This window comes from Bacteroides sp. D2 (genome assembly GCF_025147085.1).
GTDB lineage: Bacteria > Bacteroidota > Bacteroidia > Bacteroidales > Bacteroidaceae > Bacteroides.
The window spans coordinates 6647889-6670448 of sequence record NZ_CP102261.1 but is presented as its reverse complement, the minus strand read 5'-3'; the positions used below and the strand labels follow the sequence as shown (position 1 = coordinate 6670448).

16 protein-coding genes are annotated in these 22560 nt (G+C 43.0%); 9 read left to right on the top strand and 7 right to left on the bottom strand.

Going from position 1 to position 22560, the window contains the following annotated elements; genetic code table 11:
* Window positions 1-15: 15 nt before the first annotated feature.
* Both NQ505_RS25185 and NQ505_RS25180 read right to left on the bottom strand, forming a co-directional pair.
* On the bottom strand, window positions 16-1305 hold the full coding sequence (locus tag NQ505_RS25185; protein WP_008998741.1) for an ATP-binding protein: 1290 nt from the start codon (window positions 1303-1305) through the stop codon (window positions 16-18).
* A 199-nt stretch (window positions 1306-1504) separates the two neighbouring features.
* Window positions 1505-2566 (bottom strand): metallophosphoesterase, encoded by a 1062-nt coding sequence (locus NQ505_RS25180; RefSeq protein ID WP_008998740.1) that lies wholly within the window; start codon window positions 2564-2566, stop codon window positions 1505-1507.
* 88 nt (window positions 2567-2654) lie between these two features.
* Between NQ505_RS25180 and NQ505_RS25175 the strand changes: the two genes are divergently transcribed.
* Window positions 2655-3548, top strand: a complete 894-nt coding sequence (locus NQ505_RS25175) for a 1,4-dihydroxy-2-naphthoate polyprenyltransferase (RefSeq protein WP_008998739.1) — start codon at window positions 2655-2657, stop codon at window positions 3546-3548.
* An 83-nt stretch (window positions 3549-3631) separates the two neighbouring features.
* Here NQ505_RS25175 and rfbB read toward each other — a convergent pair whose 3' ends face one another.
* The 3 genes from rfbB to NQ505_RS25160 form a co-directional block, all read right to left on the bottom strand.
* A complete protein-coding gene (gene rfbB / locus NQ505_RS25170; protein ID WP_008998738.1) occupies window positions 3632-4771 on the bottom strand; it encodes a dTDP-glucose 4,6-dehydratase in 1140 nt (379 codons plus the stop codon).
* A gap of 21 nt (window positions 4772-4792) precedes the next feature.
* A complete protein-coding gene (rfbA, locus tag NQ505_RS25165) occupies window positions 4793-5662 on the bottom strand; it encodes a glucose-1-phosphate thymidylyltransferase RfbA (RefSeq protein WP_004296806.1) in 870 nt (289 codons plus the stop codon).
* Window positions 5663-5761: 99 nt separating this feature from the next.
* Window positions 5762-6256, bottom strand: a complete 495-nt coding sequence (locus tag NQ505_RS25160) for a metallophosphoesterase family protein (RefSeq protein ID WP_008650393.1) — start codon at window positions 6254-6256, stop codon at window positions 5762-5764.
* 55 nt (window positions 6257-6311) lie between these two features.
* On the opposite strand from NQ505_RS25160, the gene NQ505_RS25155 reads away from it, so the two are divergent.
* The 3 genes from NQ505_RS25155 (at window position 6312) to imm9 (ending at window position 11870) form a co-directional block, all read left to right on the top strand.
* Window positions 6312-8399 carry an RNA degradosome polyphosphate kinase gene (locus NQ505_RS25155; protein WP_004296808.1) on the top strand — a complete coding sequence of 696 codons (2088 nt, stop codon included), beginning with the start codon at window positions 6312-6314 and terminating at the stop codon, window positions 8397-8399.
* Between the two features lie 481 nt (window positions 8400-8880).
* Window positions 8881-11130 (top strand): inorganic phosphate transporter, encoded by a 2250-nt coding sequence (locus NQ505_RS25150; RefSeq protein WP_008998737.1) that lies wholly within the window; start codon window positions 8881-8883, stop codon window positions 11128-11130.
* A 233-nt stretch (window positions 11131-11363) separates the two neighbouring features.
* Complete coding sequence (gene imm9, locus NQ505_RS25145) at window positions 11364-11870, top strand: Imm9 family immunity protein (RefSeq protein WP_008998736.1); 507 nt, start codon at window positions 11364-11366, stop codon at window positions 11868-11870.
* Between the two features lie 126 nt (window positions 11871-11996).
* On the opposite strand, the gene NQ505_RS25140 is transcribed toward imm9, so the two are convergent.
* Window positions 11997-13472, bottom strand: a complete 1476-nt coding sequence (locus NQ505_RS25140; RefSeq protein ID WP_008998735.1) for a glycoside hydrolase family 30 protein — start codon at window positions 13470-13472, stop codon at window positions 11997-11999.
* An 89-nt stretch (window positions 13473-13561) separates the two neighbouring features.
* Window positions 13562-16015: a glycoside hydrolase family 2 TIM barrel-domain containing protein gene (locus tag NQ505_RS25135; protein WP_008998734.1), complete on the bottom strand. Its 2454-nt coding sequence runs from the start codon at window positions 16013-16015 to the stop codon at window positions 13562-13564.
* Window positions 16016-16371: 356 nt separating this feature from the next.
* Here NQ505_RS25135 and NQ505_RS25130 point away from each other — a divergent pair, with 356 nt between their 5' ends.
* From NQ505_RS25130 to NQ505_RS25110, 5 genes are all read left to right on the top strand, one after another.
* A complete protein-coding gene (locus NQ505_RS25130; protein WP_008998733.1) occupies window positions 16372-16998 on the top strand; it encodes an HU family DNA-binding protein in 627 nt (208 codons plus the stop codon).
* A gap of 116 nt (window positions 16999-17114) precedes the next feature.
* Window positions 17115-18053, top strand: a complete 939-nt coding sequence (locus NQ505_RS25125) for a tyrosine-type recombinase/integrase (protein ID WP_008998732.1) — start codon at window positions 17115-17117, stop codon at window positions 18051-18053.
* A 403-nt stretch (window positions 18054-18456) separates the two neighbouring features.
* On the top strand, window positions 18457-21027 hold the full coding sequence (locus tag NQ505_RS25120; protein ID WP_008998731.1) for a hypothetical protein: 2571 nt from the start codon (window positions 18457-18459) through the stop codon (window positions 21025-21027).
* Between the two features lie 26 nt (window positions 21028-21053).
* The gene (locus NQ505_RS25115; RefSeq protein ID WP_008998730.1) at window positions 21054-21920 is read left to right on the top strand and encodes a BT1926 family outer membrane beta-barrel protein; all 867 of its coding nucleotides are present in this window, start codon (window positions 21054-21056) and stop codon (window positions 21918-21920) included.
* 84 nt (window positions 21921-22004) lie between these two features.
* Window positions 22005-22547 carry a DUF4369 domain-containing protein gene (locus NQ505_RS25110; RefSeq protein WP_008998729.1) on the top strand — a complete coding sequence of 181 codons (543 nt, stop codon included), beginning with the start codon at window positions 22005-22007 and terminating at the stop codon, window positions 22545-22547.
* Window positions 22548-22560 lie beyond the last annotated feature (13 nt).

Here is a 22560-nt window from a genome sequence, read left to right as displayed (position 1 = left end):
ACGTCTTTGAATATATTAAAATATATATCCGACAGAATATAACGGATAATTTGTCAGCCACTCCTGTTGCCGGTAATCTGACATGGAAAAACGAATGCCATGTAGTCCTGGATTCTTTTCAACAAAAGAACGCAGACTTTTCGACTGTAAGTTTTCTTCTGCTTTCACTTCAACCGGAATAATATAGATTTCTTTTTGCAATAGAAAATCCAACTCTCCTTTGGAAGTATCTGAAGACCAGTAATAAATATTCAAGCCTTTCACCGATTTCAGTTGTTGTAACACATATTGTTCGGTAATTGCTCCTTTATAATCGGTAAATAAAACATTTCCTTCCAATAATGCCTGTGGGGGGAGTCCGCTCATTGCTCCCATTAATCCGGTATCCAGCATAAATAGTTTGAATGCAGAAAAATCTTCGTATGCCGATAAAGGTATTCCACCTTTCTTTACCCGGTTTACTTTATAAATAAGGCCGGCATCTATCAACCATTCCATAGCCAGTTCAAAATCTTTGGCTCTTGCTCCTTCTTTTATAACTCCATAAATGAATTTGCGATTTTCTTTTGCTAACTGTGCCGGAATCGAACGCCACACCATACGAATTCTGGGTACTTCGGCAATAGGAGCATGTTTGGAGAAATCACGATCATAAGAATCCAGTATATTTTGTTGTAACTGGCGGACTTCGGCATAGTCTTTGTGTTCAATAAAGGCATTGACTACTTCAGGCATTCCTCCTACGAAATAATACTGTTTAAGGAAGTCGGTGAGTTTAGAGCGGAAGGTAGAAATCAGGTTCCAATCTTGCTTAGCGAGCAAGCTGGCAAAAGGTTCTTGTCCGATAGCTTCTAAAAACTCGGAAAAAGAAAGTGGATATAAGTCTATAAAATCGACTTTTCCTACTGGGAAAGAATCATTTTGATGCATCGCGATCCCCAATAAAGAACCAGCTGCAATGACATGATACTGTGGTGCTTTCTCTTGGAAATACTTCATAGCTGTCAAACCGCGTGGAGCTTCCTGAAGCTCGTCAAAAAGAATTAAAGTATCCGTATTTACTACTTTTCCGGTAACTAATTGGATAGCCATTAAAATACGTTCGATATCAAAATCTTTTTGGAAAATCTCCTTCATCACTTCATTGTCTTCGAAGTTGATGTAAGCAAACTGTTTGTAAGCAGTAGCCGCAAACTCTTTCATGAGCCATGTCTTTCCTACCTGACGGGCTCCGCGAATAATCAAAGGCTTTCGTGTAGACTTTTCTTTCCAGTCATACAATTCTTGCATTGCATCTCTTCTCATACTTCTTTCTTTTATTATCAGCTACTTATAGATGCAAATGTAAGCATTAAAAGGGATATTAACAAAAAAGTAGTACATTAAAAATGTGATCTTTAACAAAAAGTCGTATCCTAAAAGTGTGGTATATCACAGAAAGTCGTACCTTAAAAATGTAGAATGCTACTATTCGGGTTGTTTTTTCATACCAAGCTACGATACTTTACTCCGTCAATCGATGAAGAGTAATAACGATGATTTCCGCCGGAGCACCGACACGGATTGGTAATTTGGAGGTTCCTATTCCGTTTGTTATAATCAAAGGTATTTTTGCAGAATTATATGCCAGTCCGGTGATGAAACGATTGCCATAGTGTGAGTTAAGTGCCGGGGCAACTCCGAATACACGGACTTGTCCGCCGTGGGTGTGTCCTGCCAGGGCAAGGTCGGTGTTAGCTACTGAAACATCTTCTATGTAATCCGGAGTATGAACCAGTAAGATGACAAAATCTTTGGGAGAGAGTGCCAGAGTAGGCGATACTCCGTTGCGCCCCAGATCAAAAGGATTGCGCACTCCGGCGATAATGATCTGCTGCCCGTCTTTACGAAGCGTATCTACTTCATGTTCTAACGGGCGCATGCCGTAATGTTTCATTGTATTCACAATATCGTCGTGGCAACGTTCGTAGTCGTTATTGCCCATTACCCCATAAGTGCCCATCGGCGTTTTTACGCGTGCCAGTGCGGAAAACAAAGGTTCCACATATTCACAACCTTCCTGATAGTCACCACCCATTAGAAGCACATCAGCCTTTTGAGCAATCAGTAGGCGGACAAGGTCGTTCAGACCTTTTTCTTTCAGCAGACTTTTGTAGTGTAAGTCGGAAATGAAAGCGATACGGAAACCTTCAAAGGCTTCGGGAACATCGCGGTGTGTAAAGTCATATTTTACTACACGGTCCACTCCGGTATAGACAGAAGATACATCTACGCTGGAAGAAGTGATTTTTGTTCTCCGCAGTACCAGATCCGACGATTCGTGTGTATCGGTAGAAGTCTTTTTCTTTGTATTCTGCTTTTTGTTTTTGGAAACATTCAGCTCTTTGAGTTGCGAGTGGTCGGGGGAGAATATCCCGGCTATGGCATTAGCCGTATCCGGATAAATAGAATCTGAATTTAAAACAGGGCGTGGCAAGGTAGCCACCATATTCTTTTTCGACTTACAGGAAACCAGCAAAAGCAATGTCAACAGGATAACAGGGTAGATTGTTTTTATTTTCTTCATCTTCTCTTAGTTTGAAGTTTTTCGGGGTGCAAAGATACGAAAAATCATGTATCTTTGTCCGTCAAAACTATTTATAATATATTAAAGTATGGAAGAAGTAAAGCGTAACTCGCTACAAGCATGGATATTAGCTGCACGTCCCAAAACGCTGACAGGGGCCATAACTCCGGTTATGATAGGTACTGCTCTTGCTGCAATGGACGGACGTTTTCACTGGTTGCCTGCACTGATCTGCTGTCTGTTTGCAAGTCTGATGCAAATTGCCGCTAATTTCATCAATGATCTTTTCGACTTCCTCAAAGGAACAGACCGGGAAGACCGGTTAGGCCCCGAACGTGCTTGTGCGCAAGGATGGATTTCTCCGCAAGCGATGAAAACCGGGATTGTTATTACAGTTGCTCTTGCCTGCCTTATCGGCTGTACGTTACTCTTCTTTGCCGGGTGGGAATTGATTATCGTAGGAGTGTTTTGTGTGTTATTTGCCTTTCTTTATACCACCGGTCCTTATCCTCTTTCTTACAACGGTTGGGGCGATGTATTGGTGATTGTCTTTTTCGGCTTTGTACCCGTAGGCGGAACATATTACGTACAGGCGCTAACTTGGACACCGGATGTCACTATCGCCTCTTTAATCTGCGGACTGCTTATCGATACATTGTTGGTCGTCAATAATTATCGTGACCGCGAAGCGGATGCACGCAGTGGAAAAAGGACAGTGATCGTTCGTTTTGGCGAGAAATTCGGTCGCTATTTCTATTTGATGCTGGGGATTACCGCTTCTCTTCTCTGCTTGTGTTTCCTTCGTGAAGGTCATTTCTACGCCGCTTTTCTTCCGCAACTTTATCTAATCCCTCATTTCCTTACCTGGAAACGGATGGTGAAAATATACAGCGGTAAAAAATTAAACAGCATATTAGGCGAGACTTCGCGTAATATGCTGCTTATGGGTATTCTTATTGCAATAGGAATGTTGATAAATTGAGAATTGAGAATTAAAAATTGAGAAATGGCTGCGCTTATAATGCTGTGCAATAGTCTTATTTTTCAATTCTCAATTTTTAATTCTTAATTTTTCCCGTACATCTTTTCGTAGTAACCCTGATAATCTCCGCTGGTAACTTCTTCCACCCAAGCTTGGTTGGCTAAATACCATTCGATTGTCTTTACGATACCGACCTCGAATTTAGTTTCGGGATACCATCCTAAGGCATTTGTTATCTTGGTGGGGTCGATAGCATAACGTTGGTCGTGTCCCAGACGGTCTTTAACGAAAGTAATCAGATCTTCGTTGATCCAGTCGATTGAAATATCTCCGTTTTCGTCTTTCACTTTCTTTTTGAGAACCTGACGATATTCGGGATTTTCTGCCATCAGACGGTGGATAGTCGAAATTGTCAGTTTCACGATTTCGAGGTTTGTTTTCTCGTTGTGTCCACCAACGTTGTACACTTCTCCGTCTTGACCTTCACGCACAACGAGGTCGATTGCTTTGCAGTGGTCTTCCACATAAAGCCAGTCGCGCACATTGCTACCGTCACCGTAGACGGGGAGATGCTTTCCTTCGAGGATATTCTTGATAATCAACGGAATCAATTTTTCCGGGAAGTGGTACGGACCGTAGTTGTTGGAGCAACGGGTAATCGTTACTGGCATTTTATAAGTGTCGTGGTAAGCCATTACCACCATGTCTGCACTTGTCTTAGAAGCACTGTACGGGCTGTGAGGACAAAGCGGAGTTGCTTCAGTGAAATACCCTTCGGCTCCCAATGAACCATACACCTCATCGGTAGATACCTGATGATAGCGTACACCTTTTCTCCAGGTCGGATATCCTTGTTCGTCTTTCCCCATCACCCATGCACGGCGTGCGCAATCCAGTAAGTTCTGTGTTCCGAGAATGTTGGTAATCAGAAACAGCTGCGGATTTTCAATGCTGCGGTCCACATGGCTCTCGGCAGCGAAATTCACCACATAGTCAAAACGATACTCAGCAAAAAGACCGTCTACCACATCGCGGCTACAAATGTCTCCTTTGATAAAGACACAGCGTTCGTTGTCGATGTCTTTGGCAATCGTTCCTAAGTTACCTGCATACGTCAAAGCGTCCAATATCACGACTTTGATGTCGTTATGTTTGGCTAAGATGTACTTGATGTAATTTGCCCCGATAAATCCTGCGGCACCGGTCACTAGATAAGTTTTCATATTTTATTCTTTATGTTGATTTTAGGATTGTTTAGCCAATTCGATAAGGTACTTACCATACTCGGTTTTTTCGAGCTGTTGACCCAGTAGAAGCAACTGCTCCGTCGGAATCCATCCCTGACGCCAGGCAATTTCTTCAATACAGCTGACGTAAAAACCTTGGCGGTTCTGAATAGTGGCCACGAAGTTGGAAGCTTCCAGCAGACTGTCGCAGTTACCCGTATCGAGCCATGCAAATCCGCGTCCGAAGAGTTCCACTTTCAATGTACCTTCTTCCAGATACAGACGGTTCAAGTCTGTTATCTCATACTCTCCACGTGCTGAAGGACGAAGAGCCGCTGCTTTTTCCGTCACACTGGCATCGTAGAAATAAAGTCCCGGAACGGCATAATTACTTTTTGGCACTTCCGGCTTTTCTTCCAGTGAAATCACTTTTCCCTGTTCGTCAAATTCCACTACACCATAAGCGCGCGGGTCTTTCACGTAGTAACCGAAGATGCAGGCGCCCTTTTCTATATTGGCAGCCCGGCGGAGCATGGCGGAAAAGCCCTGTCCGTAAAACATATTATCCCCAAGAATCAGACAGCCCGGTTCGCCGTTCAGGAAATCGGCTCCCAATACGAAAGCTTGTGCCAGTCCGTTAGGTTGTTCCTGAATTTTATAGGAGAAAGACATACCCAGTTCCTCACCCGTTCCCAACAAGTCGCGGAACATCGGCAAGTCGCGTGGAGTCGAAATAATCAACACTTCGCGTATTCCTGCCAACATAAGTGTTGACAACGGATAATAAATCATCGGCTTGTCATACACAGGCATGATTTGTTTGGAAATCGCTTTAGAGAGCGGATAAAGTCGGGTGGCACTACCACCGGCTAGAATAATTCCTTTCATGTTCGTCTGAGTTATTCATTAACTGCGTGCAAAGGTCGGAAAGAATTCCGACGTGGCAAAATTTTAAAATAATTTTTCAATCTGGCAGGAACATTTATTTTATTTGTCCGCCAATTCGATGACTTCCAAGTCCTGAAAGGCCCCCTGGTTGATAACAAAACGTACCAAAGTCCGTACCTTGTGGAAACCGGACATGCCGGCAGCTCCCGGATTAATATGCAACATATCCAGCGTTTTATCATATTTCACCTTTAATATATGAGAATGTCCGCTGATAAAAAGTTTGGGCGGACGTGTCATCAGACTGCCGATGATGGAAGGATCGTATTTCCCCGGATAACCACCGATATGTTTAATCAGCACTTCTGCACCATCCACCGTGAAACGGTTTATTTGCGGATACAGCTTTCTGATTTCCTGTCCGTCAATATTTCCATATACCGCCCGGAATGGACGGAAGGCGGCTAACCTTTCCGCTACTTCCAGCGAACCGATGTCTCCGGCATGCCAGATTTCGTCACATGGTTCAAAATATTCCAGATATTTCTCGTCCCAGTAAGCGTGAGTATCAGATAATAATCCAATTCTTGTCATAAATTTCTTTGTTTAATCCCACAAAGATACTATATTTGGAAAAATCTTAAAGCACATGGAAAGCAAATATAATTATTTCAAGCGAGATATTAGTTGGCTCTCATTTAATTATCGCGTATTGTTGGAGGCTCTGGACGAGCGTCTACCGCTCTACGAACGTATCAACTTCATCTCTATCTACTCTTCCAACCTCGAAGAGTTTTACAAAATCCGTGTAGCCGACCATAAAGCTGTTGCCTCCGGCGCTACGGAAAGTGATGAAGAAACCGTACAATCCGCCCGCGAACTGGTAGAAGAAATAAATAAAGAAGTCACCCGCCAGCTGGATGACCGTGTACGCATTTATGAAGAGAAACTACTACCTGCCCTGCGCAAGAATCACATCATCTTTTATCAGGACAGACATGTAGAACCGTTCCACCAGCAGTTTATTAAAGACTTTTTCCGGGAAGAAATTTTTCCCTACCTGCAGCCTGTGCCTGTATCCAAAGATAAAATAGTCTCCTTCCTGCGGGATAACCGCCTTTACCTGGCCATACGAGTTTATCCGAAGAAAGAAGGAAATGAAGGAACTACCAGTCTAACAGAATCCCGGCAACCTCTTTACTTCGTGATGAAGCAACCCTACGCCAAAGTGCCCCGCTTCATCGAACTTCCATCCCGCGAGAAAAACCATTACCTGATGTTTACCGAAGATATAATCAAGGCAAACCTCAACCTTATTTTCCCCGGCTACGATGTTGATTCCAGCTACTGCATCAAAATCTCCCGTGACGCTGACATATTAATTGACGACACCGCCAGCAGTGCCGACCTTGTCGCTCAACTCAAGAAGAAAGTGAAGAAACGTAAGATCGGTGACGTCTGCCGTTTCGTCTACGACCGTGGTATGCCTCATGACTTTCTGGACTTTCTGGTAGACGCCTTCCATATTCAGCGCGATGAACTTGTCCCCGGCGACAAGCACCTGAATCTTGAAGACCTGCGTCATCTTCCCAACCCGAACAAATCTCTTCACAGCCTCGAAAAGCCGAAGCCAATGAAGCTGACCATTCTTGACGAAAAAGAATCTATCTTCAACTACGTTGCCAAGAAGGACCTGTTATTATATTACCCTTATCACTCTTTCGAGCACTTCATCCACTTCCTGTATGAAGCCGTGCACAACCCGGAAACCCGTGAAATCATGGTAACCCAATACCGCGTAGCTGAAAACTCCGCCGTCATCAACACCCTGATAGCCGCCGCCCAAAACGGCAAGAAAGTCACCGTATTCGTGGAACTGAAAGCCCGTTTCGACGAAGAAAACAACCTTGCCACGGCCGAAATGATGCAAGCCGCCGGCATTAAAATAATATACAGCATACCCGGTCTGAAAGTACACGCCAAAGTAGCCCTTATCCGCCGCCGCGGACTGAACGGTGAAAAAATACCCAGCTACGCCTATATCAGCACCGGTAACTTTAATGAAAAGACCGCCACCCTCTACGCCGACTGTGGCCTTTTCACCTGCCGTCCGAAGATAGTGGCCGACCTCTATAACCTCTTCCGCACCCTGCAAGGCAAAGAAGACCCGAAGTTCACCACCCTTCTTGTCGCCCGTTTCAACCTCATCCCCGAATTGAACCGCCTGATTGATCGGGAAATCGCCCTCGCCGACGAAGGCAAACAAGGCCGTATCATCTTAAAAATGAACGCCCTTCAAGACCCCGCCATGATTGACCGTCTCTACGAAGCCTCCGAACACGGCGTACAAATAGACCTCATCGTCCGTGGAATCTGTTGTCTTATCCCCGGACAGTCATACAGTCGTAACATCCGTGTCACCCGTATTGTAGACAGTTTCCTCGAACACGCCCGCATCTGGTACTTCGGCAACGACGGCAAACCCAAAGTCTTCATGGGCTCCCCCGACTGGATGCGTCGTAACCTCTACCGCCGCATCGAAGCCATCACCCCCATTCTCGCCCCCGACCTGCGTGACAGCCTCATCGAAATGCTTAATATCCAGCTCGCCGACAACCAAAAAGCCTGCTGGGTAGACGACAACCTGCGAAATATATTCAAAAAAAGAGCGCCCGGCACCCCCGCTGTACGAGCCCAATACACCTTCTATGACTGGTTAAACAAAACAAATAACTAAAAAACAACCAACTAATTAACTAACATAAGAATCCCATACCCGTGTCCTGCAACTTACAACACCCCACACGGCCTTCCCGCAACGTTCCCGCTGCACATCCCCGTTATACGCCCTTACTACATGGCTTCCCTCGCAACAACCACACCGACATCTCATGCAACCTCCCCCACAACGCCCACCCCGCACGCCCCTCCGGCCTACTTTTTTCTCCGTCAAGCGAGCCCCCGTAACGGAGCGTCAAAAAGGGCAGACTGTTTGAGCGTAGCGAGTTTCTGCCCTTTAGCGCAGTGCAGGGAGCGAGTAGGAGAAAAAAGTCAGCCTTGAATTTTTCTTTGCTTCTTTCTTTTGTTTCAAGACAAAAGAAAGACGATTACGAGACAAAAGAAAGATGATTGTAACATAAATGTAACATGTATGACACCTCCCTGCAACGTCAAATCCCGTCCTTTGCAGCCGGAAACAACATACACATATATTTATTATGGAGACTATTTATTTATGCATTATCATCTTCCTCTTTGTACTAGCTGTTTTCGATCTGATAGTCGGAGTCAGTAATGATGCAGTTAACTTTTTGAACTCTGCGGTAGGCGCCAAGGCCGCTTCGTTTAAAACCATTCTTTTCATAGCCGGTATTGGTATATTCATTGGCGCTTCCCTGTCCAACGGTATGATGGACATTGCCCGGCACGGCATCTACCAGCCCGAGCACTTCTACTTTGCCGAAATCATGTGCATTCTGCTGGCCGTCATGTTGACCGACGTAGTACTGCTGGACGTATTCAACTCCATGGGGATGCCTACCTCTACCACCGTTTCACTAGTCTTTGAACTACTCGGAGGTACCTTTGCCCTCTCACTTATCAAAGTACATAATAGCGATACCCTCGGTCTGGGCGACCTCATAAACACCGACAAAGCCCTCTCCGTCATCATGGCGATCTTCGTCTCCGTCGCTATCGCCTTCTTCTTCGGAATGCTTGTACAATGGCTTGCCCGTGTGATATTCACTTTCAACTATACGAAAAAGATGAAATACAGCATTGCCCTCTTCGGAGGTGTAGCCGCTACCGCTATCATCTATTTCATGCTTATCAAAGGACTGAAAGACAGCTCCTTCATGACCTCTGAAAACAAACACTGGATACAAGACAACACACTGATGCTAATCACCGTTTTCTTTGTATTCTTCACCGTACTGATGCAAATCCTTCACTGGATGAAAATCAATGTTTTCAAAGTCGTCGTACTGATGGGAACCTTCGCTCTGGCTCTCGCTTTTGCCGGTAACGACCTTGTCAACTTTATTGGCGTTCCCCTCGCAGGTTTCTCCTCTTTTTTAGATTACACCGCCAACGGAGAAGGAAATCCGAACGGCTTCCTGATGACCTCCTTGCTGGGACCTGCTAAAACACCGTGGTATTTTCTTATCGGAGCCGGAGCCGTCATGGTCTACGCCCTTTGCACCTCTAAAAAAGCACACGCCGTAATTAAAACATCTGTCGACCTTTCCCGCCAAGATGAAGGAGAAGAAGCATTCGGAAGCACCCCGATCGCCCGTACAGTAGTCCGCATCAGCATGACACTTGCCAACGGAATCTCCCGAATAATGCCGGACGGCAGCAAAAAATGGCTTGACTCCCGCTTCCGCAAAGACGAAGCAATCATTGCCGACGGAGCCGCTTTCGACCTTGTCCGCGCTTCTGTCAACCTGGTATTGGCCGGTCTGCTCATCGCCTTGGGAACTTCCCTGAAACTTCCCCTTTCCACCACCTACGTAACCTTCATGGTAGCTATGGGTACCTCTCTGGCTGACCGTGCCTGGGGGCGTGATTCAGCCGTTTACCGTATCACCGGTGTATTAAGCGTCATCGGAGGCTGGTTCATCACCGCCGGAGCTGCCTTCACTATCTGTTTCTTTGTAGCTCTCGTACTTCATTATGGAGGAAATATCTCTATCATCGCACTTATCGGTATAGCTGTATTCATCTTGATTCGTAGTCAAGTGATGTATAAGAAACGCAAAGCGAAAGAAAAAGGTAACGAAACGCTGAAGCAACTGATGCAAACCACAGACAGCACAGAAGCCCTGCAACTGATGCGTAAGCACACTCGCGAAGAACTTTCCAAAGTATTGGAATATGCAGAAACAAATTTCGAACTGACTGTCACTTCATTCCTTCATGAAAATCTGCGGGGATTGCGTCGTGCCATGGGGTCCACTAAATTTGAGAAACAACTTATCAAACAAATGAAACGTTCGGGCACCGTTGCCATGTGTCGTCTCGACAATAACACCGTACTCGAAAAAGGACTTTATTACTATCAAGGCAACGACTTCGCCAGCGAATTGGTCTACAGTATTTCCCGCCTCTGCGAACCTTGCCTCGAACATATCGACAACAACTTCAACCCATTGGATGCCATTCAGAAAGGTGAATTCAGCGATATTGCCGAAGATATCACCTATCTGATTCAGCAATGTCGTAAGAAAATGGAAAACAACGAGTACAACGATCTCGAAGAAGAAATCCGTCGTGCCAACGACCTCAACGGACAGCTTTCACTATTGAAACGTAAGGAACTGCAACGTATCCAAAGCCAATCAGGAAGCATCCGGGTAAGCATGGTATATCTGACGATGGTTCAGGAAGCACAGAACGTAGTCACTTATACCATCAATTTGATGAAAGTAAGCCGTAAATTCCAGATAGAAACTGAAATGCCGTAAGGACGAAAAGCAAGGATCGTCTACTGAATAACGGACGAATCATACTCCGCACGGAAAGGACTGTCTGATAAACCCTGTTTATATAGGAGGGGTGTATCAAACAGTCCTTTCTTTTTCAGAAATAGGTTTAAAAAAAGTTCTACTCTTTAGCATTTGATCTGGTAAAATTGTATATTTATAGTCGATAAGATACTTGAGACGATTTTAGATGCAATGATATAAAAACGAAATGAATGAAATATCAGTTAGAAATAACCACCTTACTGGTTCCTGTCAATGTGCATCAACTGTTTGAGAAATGTGAATGGCCTGAACTAAACTGTTTTGACAGAGAAATGGTTGAAGGCTATTTCTCTGATTTGGTGAATGGTATTCAAACCGATGAGGCTTTGGACGATTGGACGCTGACTGTTGTCCTTTATATCGGCACTTATTTGGGAGCCAACCATATCAGTATCTGGAAACATGGAATCACCGATACGGTAACTAAAGAAAAAGTACTGACGATAGGTATACCTCTTCCTTGTAGTAAAACCATTCGTTGGGGAGTGAAGAAGAAAGGACGTTTTACGGGTAAAATACCGGATGAAAGCTTTAGGAGGAATAACAGACTCCTTCCCGTCAACTTTGTAAAATATGATAATATGGAAACCTATATAGAAGATAACATCCGGATAGCCCTTTTGAACCTGTTTGAAGTTGGTTTTACCCTGAAAGGATATAAAGTAAAGAAGCGGTAACAGTAACCAAATCGTAAAATAGAATCAATTTTAGCGGCATATATAAGGAATTAACATAGTTGTATGCTGTCGCAAAGAGTCGTCGATTATTGAATTTAGACTCTTTGCGGCAGCTCTGTTTTTTTTCTACTTTTCTATGAAAGTGTTCAAAGAATGCGGTTGCAAGGTTACATTCAAATAGCGAGTGCCTAATTTCACAGTAAGCTCTTTGGTTTCTTCGTTGAAATTACCGGCTATCACCACCTGTTTCTTTTGTGGAGTCATGACGATCATTACCGGCATCTTATCTCCTCTATCTTTATATGCCAGCACTTGCGAGCCGGGTGTTACATAATGGCTGTAATGTTTTACCGCATAATATTCGGGAGTGTAGGTCGCAGTCCCTGTCTTTGAATCCACATGAATCAAAGCATTCTGTTTCCATCCCCATCCGCTGAAACCTCCGTCATACAAAATAGCATTCCAGAAAGTATATTCTTCACAACCATTACCCAGATAATGATTCATTAGTCCGAAAGTGTGTTCGGCTGCTTTCCAGTCGAAAGAGCCCCAACCACATTCACTTTCCGTTTGCACGTACTTGTATTGCGGATATTTGGCACGGAGTTTGGGTAAAATCTGTCCGCCTTCCCATTGGAAGCCAACCCCTTCTATTGTTTCCGGCATTCGTGGGTCGGAAAGTATCTGATCGATCACCTCATAGCGATTGGTGTTGATCGTCCCTAAATATAATTTTACTTCCGGATGCTGTCTTTTCAGAGTAGGAGCGAGGTACTCTGCATTGAAACGGATAATACCTTCTGCCGTCCAGGCACAACCCGGATAGTTGGTGTAACTCCATGACTCATTTTGGAACATAATCATGGAGATGGGGATACCTTGTTCCTTGTAAGCGTCGATGAATTTACAAAAGTAATTAGCATAGGTTTGCAGATAACGTGGGTCCTGGATAAAGTAATCATTTACAGCCAACTGTTGTGGAAATACCTGTGTGTTCTTTTCTTTACTATCCTCATACAGTGCTACATCAGACAGAGGCGACATCTGATTTTGATTACGGTCACTGCGAACTGAATAGTAGTGATTGATTTTCATCCAGGAAGGAGGCGACCATGGCGACATCCAGAAAGTCATATCCGGATTATACTGTTGTGCAGCTTTGATAAAAGGAATCAACGTTGTTTTATCCCGATTGATATTGAAATGTTTCAATTGGAAGTCACCGGATACCTCATCGCAACTGTACCAGTCGCGGGCGTAGTCGTTGGCATTCATGGAGAAGCGTCCCATTGTAAACTTCAGATCTCCTCCGGGAGCAAACAACTGTTGAAGAACAATTTCCTGTTGCTTCCGTGGAAGCATGTTGAGTGCATCCCATCCAAGTTCATTAAAGCACGTCCCCCAGGCCTTGAAGACAGTTCCATTCTCCGAACCGTTGACCTTGAGTAGGGGAGTGCGCCCGGTATTTGTCTGCAACTTGACTTTAGACTGTTGCCATGTGTTATTTTCCGTACTGCTAACCCATTCATAGGATTGCGCACTCATAGTCCCCATTGACAGCACAATGGCAAAACTACTTAATAAGGTGGTTTTCTTAATCATGTTTTTCCTGTTCTTATATTTTTTATATTACTGTTTAAACAATCTCATGCAGTACACTCAACTGTGTATCCTTAATCAAGATTGATTTATTAATAAGTCTCTATGACAATAGCCGCTTCCGGCAATCCTTCTGCTGAAACAGTAAGAGTGATCGTCCCTTTTTCTGTATTTGGCTGAACGATAGCAATTGCTTTTCCCCGGAACGTTTTCGGCTTTAAGGAACGAAAGCTTCTCATATCATCCGCACTTCCATTACCTGCGGCAATGACGGACCCTTTTCCGGTAGATTTAATTTCCAAAGGAATGGAACAGTCAGGTATTAACTTTCCATCTTTATCCAATATTTCAACCTTTATATACGAAAGGTCATTTTTATCTGCCTTTATTTTCATACGATCGGCTGTCAAATGTATCATTGCCGGGATTCCGGTTGTGCAAAGTTCAGTCGATGTCGTTTCTTTCTTTCCCTTCAAGTTGATGGCCTTCAGTTGTCCCGGTTCATAGGGAACCTCGAAAGAAGCCGTATAGGTATCGGGATTGACTTCTTTTTCTCCCAATAACCTGTCATTCAAATAAAGTCTTACTTTAGGGGAACGACTATACACATGTACTGCCATCGTTTCGCCTTCGTATCCTTTCCAGTTCCAACTAAGGAATTCGTTTTTCCATCCCCAGTAGTTGATATCTTCTCTTTTCCCTTTGGCTACGGGAGGTTGTACTGCTAACGAAATATCACGTCTTTTCCAAAGAATGTCGCGATAATAAGATTGCGGTTTCTTGTCTCCGCAGAAGTCAATGTCACCACACCATGCATTATACCACGGCCATCCCATAAACTGCGGACTGTGTTCTCCCGGAGCAAGTTCGAGAGTATGTGCCAGACCGGCTTCACCCAGATAGTCGAGGGCAGTCCAGACAAAATCTCCAATCAGATAGGAATTCTTGTCGATCAGGTTCCAGTTCTGTGCTGCTTCTTTGGGCACCGATTCACTGCCGTACATAATCCGTTGCGGGAATCGTGCGTGATCTTTTTCATATTCCTTCCATTGATAATTGTAACCGGAGATATCCAGGTTCCGGAAAGCCCTTTCCGAATCCTTCTCCCAACTGAAATCTCTTCTGTCCCAAAATGAGTTAACAGCGGCAGTAGTGGCGCGGCTTGTATCATATTTGTGAATGGTTGCAATCAGTTTCCGGGCTATGATCTCTCCGGTGGGTTCGTCGGCGCGTTCAGCTATTTCATTGCCAATACTCCACATGATAATAGAAGGATGGTTTCTGTCTCTGCGCACCATGGTAGCTATATCGTGTTCGCTCCATTCATCGAAGAATTGGTGATAATCTTGCGGGCGTTTTGCTTGTTGCCATTGATCGAATACTTCATCAATCACTAGCAATCCCAGTCGGTCACATGCTTGTAGAAAATGCTCCGATGGCAAGTTGTGTGAACATCTGACTGCATTGAAACCATTTGCTTTCATTAGCTCTACTTTGCGTTCTTCCGCCCTGTTGATAGCTACGGCACCTAATAAACCATTGTCATGATGCAAACAACCACCTTTTAATTTCAGCGGTTTCCCATTTAATAGAAATCCTTTTTCTGCGGAGAATTCGACGGTTCGTATTCCGAAAGGAACGGTTATTTCATCAGATAGCTTCTTAGATTTCACGGATAGATGTGCAGTATATAAACTAGGAGTATCTACCGACCATAATTCCGGCTTTTTTATATCAAAAGTGAGGGAAATGGGGATATTGATTTCACCGGATATATTGACTGGTTGAGTAGTGGAATAAACCTCTTCCCCTTGTGGAGAAAATATCTGAATCTTCAAATGGGCGGTCACTTTTTCTTTGCCAGAGTTATGTAGAATAGAATGAAGATCAACCGTCGCTTTTTTACCTTCTACTTTGGAAGCATCTATAAAAGTGTCCCATTCGTCTAAATGTACTTTGTCTGTTTTCATTAACCATACGTGTCGGTAAATGCCGGAACCGGCATACCACCGACTGTTCAGACCTTCATTCACCACTTTGACGGCTATTATATTCGGAATGCCGGGAGCGTTGCAATATGGCTGGATGTCGATTTTGAAAGGGATATATCCATAAGGATTAAAACAGGCTTTCTGCCCGTTTATCCAGACTTCTGCCTGGTTATAAGCTCCTTCAAAATAAAGGGAAATAATCTTATCGGCATCTTCCGGCTGTATGGTGAATTCTTTTCTATACCATCCTTCACCTCCTACGGTTTGTCCGGTATCTGCCCCGCCTACACTCATGCGCGAAAAAGGACCGATTGTTATACCTTCTCTTTGTACGGGCACAGGATCTATGCTCCAGTCATGAGGCAAGTCGAGTACTCTCCATTGAGTGTCTTTGAAAGATGTTTGTTCGGCATTGGCAATGCAACCCCGGTAAAACTTCCAGTTCTCATTCATACTGACTTTGCGTTCCGATGCGGAACTTTCAGCAATAAAACAGGGTATTAACGCTAAAAGAGCGAGTAGTCTAACAGAAGATTCGAAGTAGTTATTCATCATTTCCTATTCTTTGTTTAATAATGGGCAAAGATAGGAGAGTGACAGGTGATGTGCGGAATAGAAATGTAACAAGATGCTGCAACAAATGTATCAAACTTCCTTTTCATAGGGATTAAACTTGCTTGTCCCGGCAGGAAAACGTATCTTTGTTGGTAAGAAAACTATAACCGCAAGTTCTGATTATAAAACCGGAACTTTTGATTATGTAATCAGAAGTTTCAGTTATAAAACCAGAACTTGCGGTTTTAGTTTACCCTAAGGGAAAAACAACTTTTCCTCTAGGGGAGAACAAGTTTTCTACCTATAGCGAGTAAGTTTTCTATTAGTAATCAATATTTCATATAAACTTTTGTATTATGGCAATGTATATAATGGAAGAAATGCCCGATATTCATGGAACGGGCGAACAGGTACTTTATCCGCGGTTTGCAATGATGGAACAGGTATCTACCGAGGATTTGATACGTCAGATAGCATCCAGTAGTGGTTTTAACGTCGGAGATGTGGAAGGCGTAATTACACAGATAGGTATTGAGATGGCACATCAGATGGCAGAAGGCAAGTCTGTGAAGCTGGATGGCATCGGAACATTCTCTCCTTCGTTGGCGTTATGCAAAGATAAAGAACGCGAAAAGGCCGGAGAGGGTGAAACCCATCGTAACGCGCGAAGCATTGTGGTGGGAAACGTGAACTTTCGTGTAGACAGGAAGATGATGAGGCGTATTAATGGAAGATGTCTACTGGAAAGAGCTCCGTGGAAGTCGCAACGTTCTTCACAGAAGTATACACCGGAGCAACGACTAGCATTGGCTGTTAGATATTTGGAGGAACATCCTTTTCTGACGGTCTACGAGTACCGGAAACTGACAGGTCTGCTGCGCACAGCGGCTACTAATGAATTACGCCAATGGGCGTATACGCCCGATTCCGGTATCGGGATTGATGGCAGAGGAACACATCGGGTATATATAAAGAAAACATAATTCATTATATTTGTATGATGATACGTTGAGAATTGGAATAAAGAGCATTGGGGGGAATTGCGGTGAGGGCGCTTTTCTTCAGGGACATGCTTGAGTGATAACTAAAATTAATAAAAATGGGGAATTTGATTTCATTTATGAAGGAAGTAGCTGAAGGGCTTCGAAAAAGTGGGAACTATGGAACTGCTCATGTTTACAGGAGTAGCATGAATGCTATCATTGCATTTAACGGGAGCAGGAATCTGCCATTCAAGAAAGTGAATCAGGAGTTTCTTAAAAGCTTTGAAACGTATTTGCGGGAAAAGGATTGTAGCTGGAACACAGTTTCAACCTATATGCGTACGTTGAGGGCGGTATACAACCGTGCGGTTGACCGTCGGATGGCGTCTTATATACCGCATCATTTCCGGTATGTCTATACTGGAACGCGTGCCGACAGAAAGCGTGCACTGGAAAAGGAGGACATGGAACGGTTGATGAAAGAGCTTCCCAAACAAATTCATCAGGGAAGAGGAGAATTACAACGTACGCGCGCGTACTTTTTCTTAATGTTCATGCTTCGTGGTATGCCGTTCGTAGATCTTGCGTATCTTAAAAAGCAGGATATAGTGGGGAATGTACTTACTTATCGTCGTAGAAAAACCGGAAGGCTTCTGACCGTGACGCTTCTGCCGGAAACTATGAAACTGATGAAAAAGTATATGAATACCGATTCTGCTTCTCCTTATCTTTTTCCCATACTGACTGGCGGAGAGAATACGGAAGCTACCTACAGGGAATATCAGATAGCTTTGCGTAATTTTAACTATCAGCTTCTGTTGCTGAAACAAGTACTTGCATTAACTTCTGATTTAAGCTCGTATACGGCTCGGCATACCTGGGCTACAATGGCATATTATTGCGAGATACATCCAGGCATCATTTCAGAGGCGATGGGGCATTCATCCATTATTGTCACAGAGACTTATCTAAAACCTTTTAAGAATAAGAAAATAGATGAAGCGAATGTGACGATTCTATCTTCGCTGAAAAGGAACTATATTTGTGGCAAGTAACTGATTTTTAGTGCTGTTACTTTGTAGGTAACGGGAAGAAAAGACGCTGCAAATATGAGCATATTTCTTAAAACATCCAAACAAAATCGTACATTTTTTCTAATAAACTACTCAAAATAGGAATAAACACAGAAGAACACGTGGATTCTTTGTCTTAGAACTTTGTTAACGTCTAAATTTTGCAATAGATTTCCCGCCCCTCTACTTTTTCTCATAAGCAGGGGTAAGAAGATTCGTCATATATCGTATAATTTTCTAGTATAGACTACTCCAAAAGAGCAGGCACAAGGGTTTTCCCGTTACCTACAAAGTAACGGGAAGAGGGGGAGTGAAGCGAAATAAATCATGAATTAGTACAAACAAATTTTTTATTTATTAATTGTATAACATTTAATTTACTTTTATGAGAAAATGGACGTATTTAGTCGCAACCTTGCTCATGGCAGGTACGACGGCGACATTCACGGGATGTATTGATACCGATGAACCGGAAGGCATTGCAGAACTTAGGGGAGCAAAGTCTGAATTTATCAAAGCTCAAGCTGCAGTTGAGCTTGTAGAGGCTGAATTGAGAAAAGCACAGGTTGCAGAGCAAGAGTTAGTTAATGCAGGTTTGGCACTTCAGAATAAGTCTGCAGAAATTGATTTGCAGTTGCATGAACTGGATATTCAGTTGAAGCAACTCCTGATTGAAAAGGAAGAAGCTGCTACTGCACAAGCAAAAGCGGAAGCGGAAGCTGCCATTGCAAAAGCGGAAGCTGACAAAACTAAGTGGGAAAATGAAAAGGCATTGATTGTTGAGCAGTATAAGGAAAAAATGCTTCTTGCCGAAACTGCCACTGCTAAAGCACAGGAAGCTTACAAACAAGCTATGGAACAGATTGAAGCTTCCAAGTTATTGCTGACAGATGAAGAACAAGCTCGTTTGAATGGTGTACAAGCGCAAGTTGCCTATGCAAAACAAGCAATGGACAAGGCAATGTATGGATATTCAACAACTGTTATCAAAAGAATTCTGTCATCGGAAGTTGCAAATTCCACTACTACTACAAATCCGGATGAAAGCACGGAGACTAATTCTTCTACGACTAAGTATTATGTTTATCTTATTACTGAAGATCCTACCCAGTCTGCGGATGGCTATAAAGCCGGTAGCTTAAAAAAACTTCAGGAGCAATTAGCTAACTATTCTGATATAGTAGCTGATAATAATTTAGAAGCGGTTTTGGATAATGCATTGAAAAATGCAGAATTTGCTTTAGAAATGACGCAGAAGTATGCTGATAACTTGAAAGCTATCTTGGATAATGAGTATACTACTGTTGCAGATTGGGAAGCAGAAGTCAAGAAGCTGGAAGAAGAGATTGCTGCTGCAAAAGTCAAGGAACAACAATATAATATTGAAAAAGGTAAGCTGGAAGTTGCTAATCCTAAACTTATATCTGACTTGCAAGCTACTAGCAATAAGTTAGAGATTGCTAAAAATAACCAGAACTCTAACAAGAACAAAGCTAAAACAGCTGCAGCTTATTCTAAGAAAGTAGAGGCTGAAATAAAGAAAGGATTGAATGATGTAATACCTAGTGGAACAACTGTTGCTGGTTATAATTCTAGTACTGGTACTTTTGCCTATGGTAAAGATATACTAATTACTGAAGCACAAAATCAGATTGATGGTTGGATTAAGCTGATCGATAAGGCTACTAAAGGTGTTGATTTGGAAAATATAGAATGGGCCAAACCACAATTGGCTACAGCTCTTGCAGCACAAAAAGAAGCAGAAGAGAACTATGCTAAAGATTATAAAGCATGGGAAGATGCAATGGCAGCTTATGATGAAAGTCTGAAAATAGATTTGGAGAAATCAGAGGCAGCCGCTAATGCTGCAATAAAGAAATATAATGGACTTAAATCAGAAGATAGAAAAAAAGAAGCTAATATTGATGCTGTAGCTACGGCTTTAGTTGCATACTATAAGGATGCATTGGCTAAAGAAGCACAAGTTACTAAGGCAACTGCAACAAAAGGAAGTGATACGAAAAAAATCTCTGCTTGGTTGATAGCAGACGCTGATAACTTTAAAAAAGTTGTTGGAGTAGATTTAGGCTTTATCACTTGGGATGCTGGTGACATTGCTACTGCAAATGAAATTAGTAAAGAAAATATTGGAAAATTAATAGATGTAGAGCAAGATTCCAGTGTAAAGACTCCATTGGAAAAGTGGAAATCTGCTTCTTCTGCTGTATTTAGCGATAATTTCAATTCAGGTAATAATCCAAGAAGATTGCCAGTATCTAAGGACGAAGTAATAGCTGCGGCTGGTGATAACCATGTAGACGCTTTGAAGAATGGTAATTATGGTTCTCTTGGTAAGATGATTTGGGCAACAGCAGAAACAGCTAGTCTACAGGCTATAATTGATCAGGTAGAAACTTACAAAGCTTTGAAAGAAGCATTTACTGCTCAAAAAGCTGTAGAACAGACTACTCAAGATAAAGCAAATGCTGCTTTGGCGGATGCTGTAGATAAAGCTAAGAAAGCTAACGACGAAGCTCAGGCTGCTTATGATAAAGTATTTAAAGAAGTAAATGATAATATTGCAACAGTACAAAAAGAATACGGCAATAACGAAATTATCAAAGGCAAGATTGAAACGGAAATCACTGTTTATTTGAATAATAACTTTACTAATGGTGATTTAGGTTCCTTGGAAGCTATCAAAAACTTGGTTAAGGAAGAATACATGATTGCTCTGGCAAATGTCACTGCCGCTAAGGCCGATGTTGCTAAAGCTAAGAGAAATATAGAGAAATTAGCAGCAGGTACTTATACTGATACAGATTATATTACTGAATCATTGGTAAGTATTCAGGAAAAGATCAAAGTAAAACAGGCTGAATATGATGCTGCCAAGGCAGACTATGATACTGCAAGCGCTCAGTTGAAAGCACTTCTTGCTATCTTCTTGAAATAATTCCCTAACTACGTAAAAGTAACAAGATGATAAAAAAACTATGCACATTACTTTTGCTGACCTGTATGACAGCTGCGCCTTCAATGGCGCAGCGTTACAGCAGCAGTGATGATGCGTCGTTTGCCCCGAAGAAAGGACAGTGGCAGGTTTCAGTCCTGCTTGGTAGCGGAAAGTTTTTTAACGAAAACACTTCTTATCTGCTTCCCAAGTTCTCCAATGACGGAGGAGTAGTCGGACTTCCAAATGGAGGGACGGATAACTCCGGCGATCTGAACCGCTATCTGAACATCGGGAGTCTGAATAATAATAGTCTGGTCAATATAGCCGGAATTGAAGGTAAGTATTTCGTGTCTGACAACTGGGATGTAAATTTCCAGTTCAGCATGAATGTCAGCCTCACTCCTAAGAAAGACTATGTAGAAGGAGACAACAGTGTACCCGACATGATTATCCCTGCGCAAAGTTATATCAATGCGCAGATGACCAACAACTGGTATGTATCTGTCGGTTCCAACTACTATTTCAAGACTCGCAACGAACGTATTCATCCGTATCTTGGAGGCGCACTCGGCTTCCAGATGGCACGCATTGAAACGACCGAACCATACACCGGAGACACTTATAAGGATAGTGACGACTCGGAAGAACTTCCGTCACAGGTCTATGTTTCCGGAAGTAAAGCCGGTCAGATGTACGGTTTCAAAGTAGCTGCCGTAGCAGGTATCGAGTATAGCATTGCCAAAGGTTTTGTTTTCGGTTTCGAAATGCACCCTCTGGCTTACCGTTATGACCTGATACAGATTTGCCCGAAAGGATTTGATAAATATAACGCCAGTCACCACAACATCAAGATATTTGAAATGCCTGTGGTGAAACTGGGATTCAGATTCTAAGGATGAATGATTATACAAATGTATGAATGAAAAGAGAAAGCCGTTCAGCTGATAGTGCGGACGGCTTTTCTTTTTTAAAGAAGAATGAAGAGCTTAATGAACAGATATGTGAAACTTTTATCTTTTCTTCCGGGAATATGCCTGATAGCGGCTTGCGCCGGGCATCAGATAAAAGGTTACGAGATTAACGGCAGTGCACCTTTGCCCGAATTCGAAGGAAAAATGGTTTATATGAAAGATGCTTCGAGCGGGCAGCCAATAGATAGTGCAGAAATAATTCATGGAAAGTTTGCTTTTGCCGATACGGTGACTAGTGTGTCGCCCGTAGTAAAAGTGCTTTCTATTCGTGCCAGCAAATCGGGACTGGAATACCGCCTCCCTGTCGTCATAGAGAATGGTAGTATCCAAGCCGATATTTCCGATGTGGTTTGTACGGGAGGAACAATGCTGAATGAACGGATGCAGGATTTTCTCATGGCTGTTGATGAATATTCCACAGCTTGCGAGAACAAGCAAACGGAACAGATAAAATCCGGATTTGCGGATTTATTGAAAAAATACATAGAAATCAATGATGACAATGCAATAGGAGAATATATCCGGACTGCCTATCGTTCATCACTTTGATGCAATCAGATTG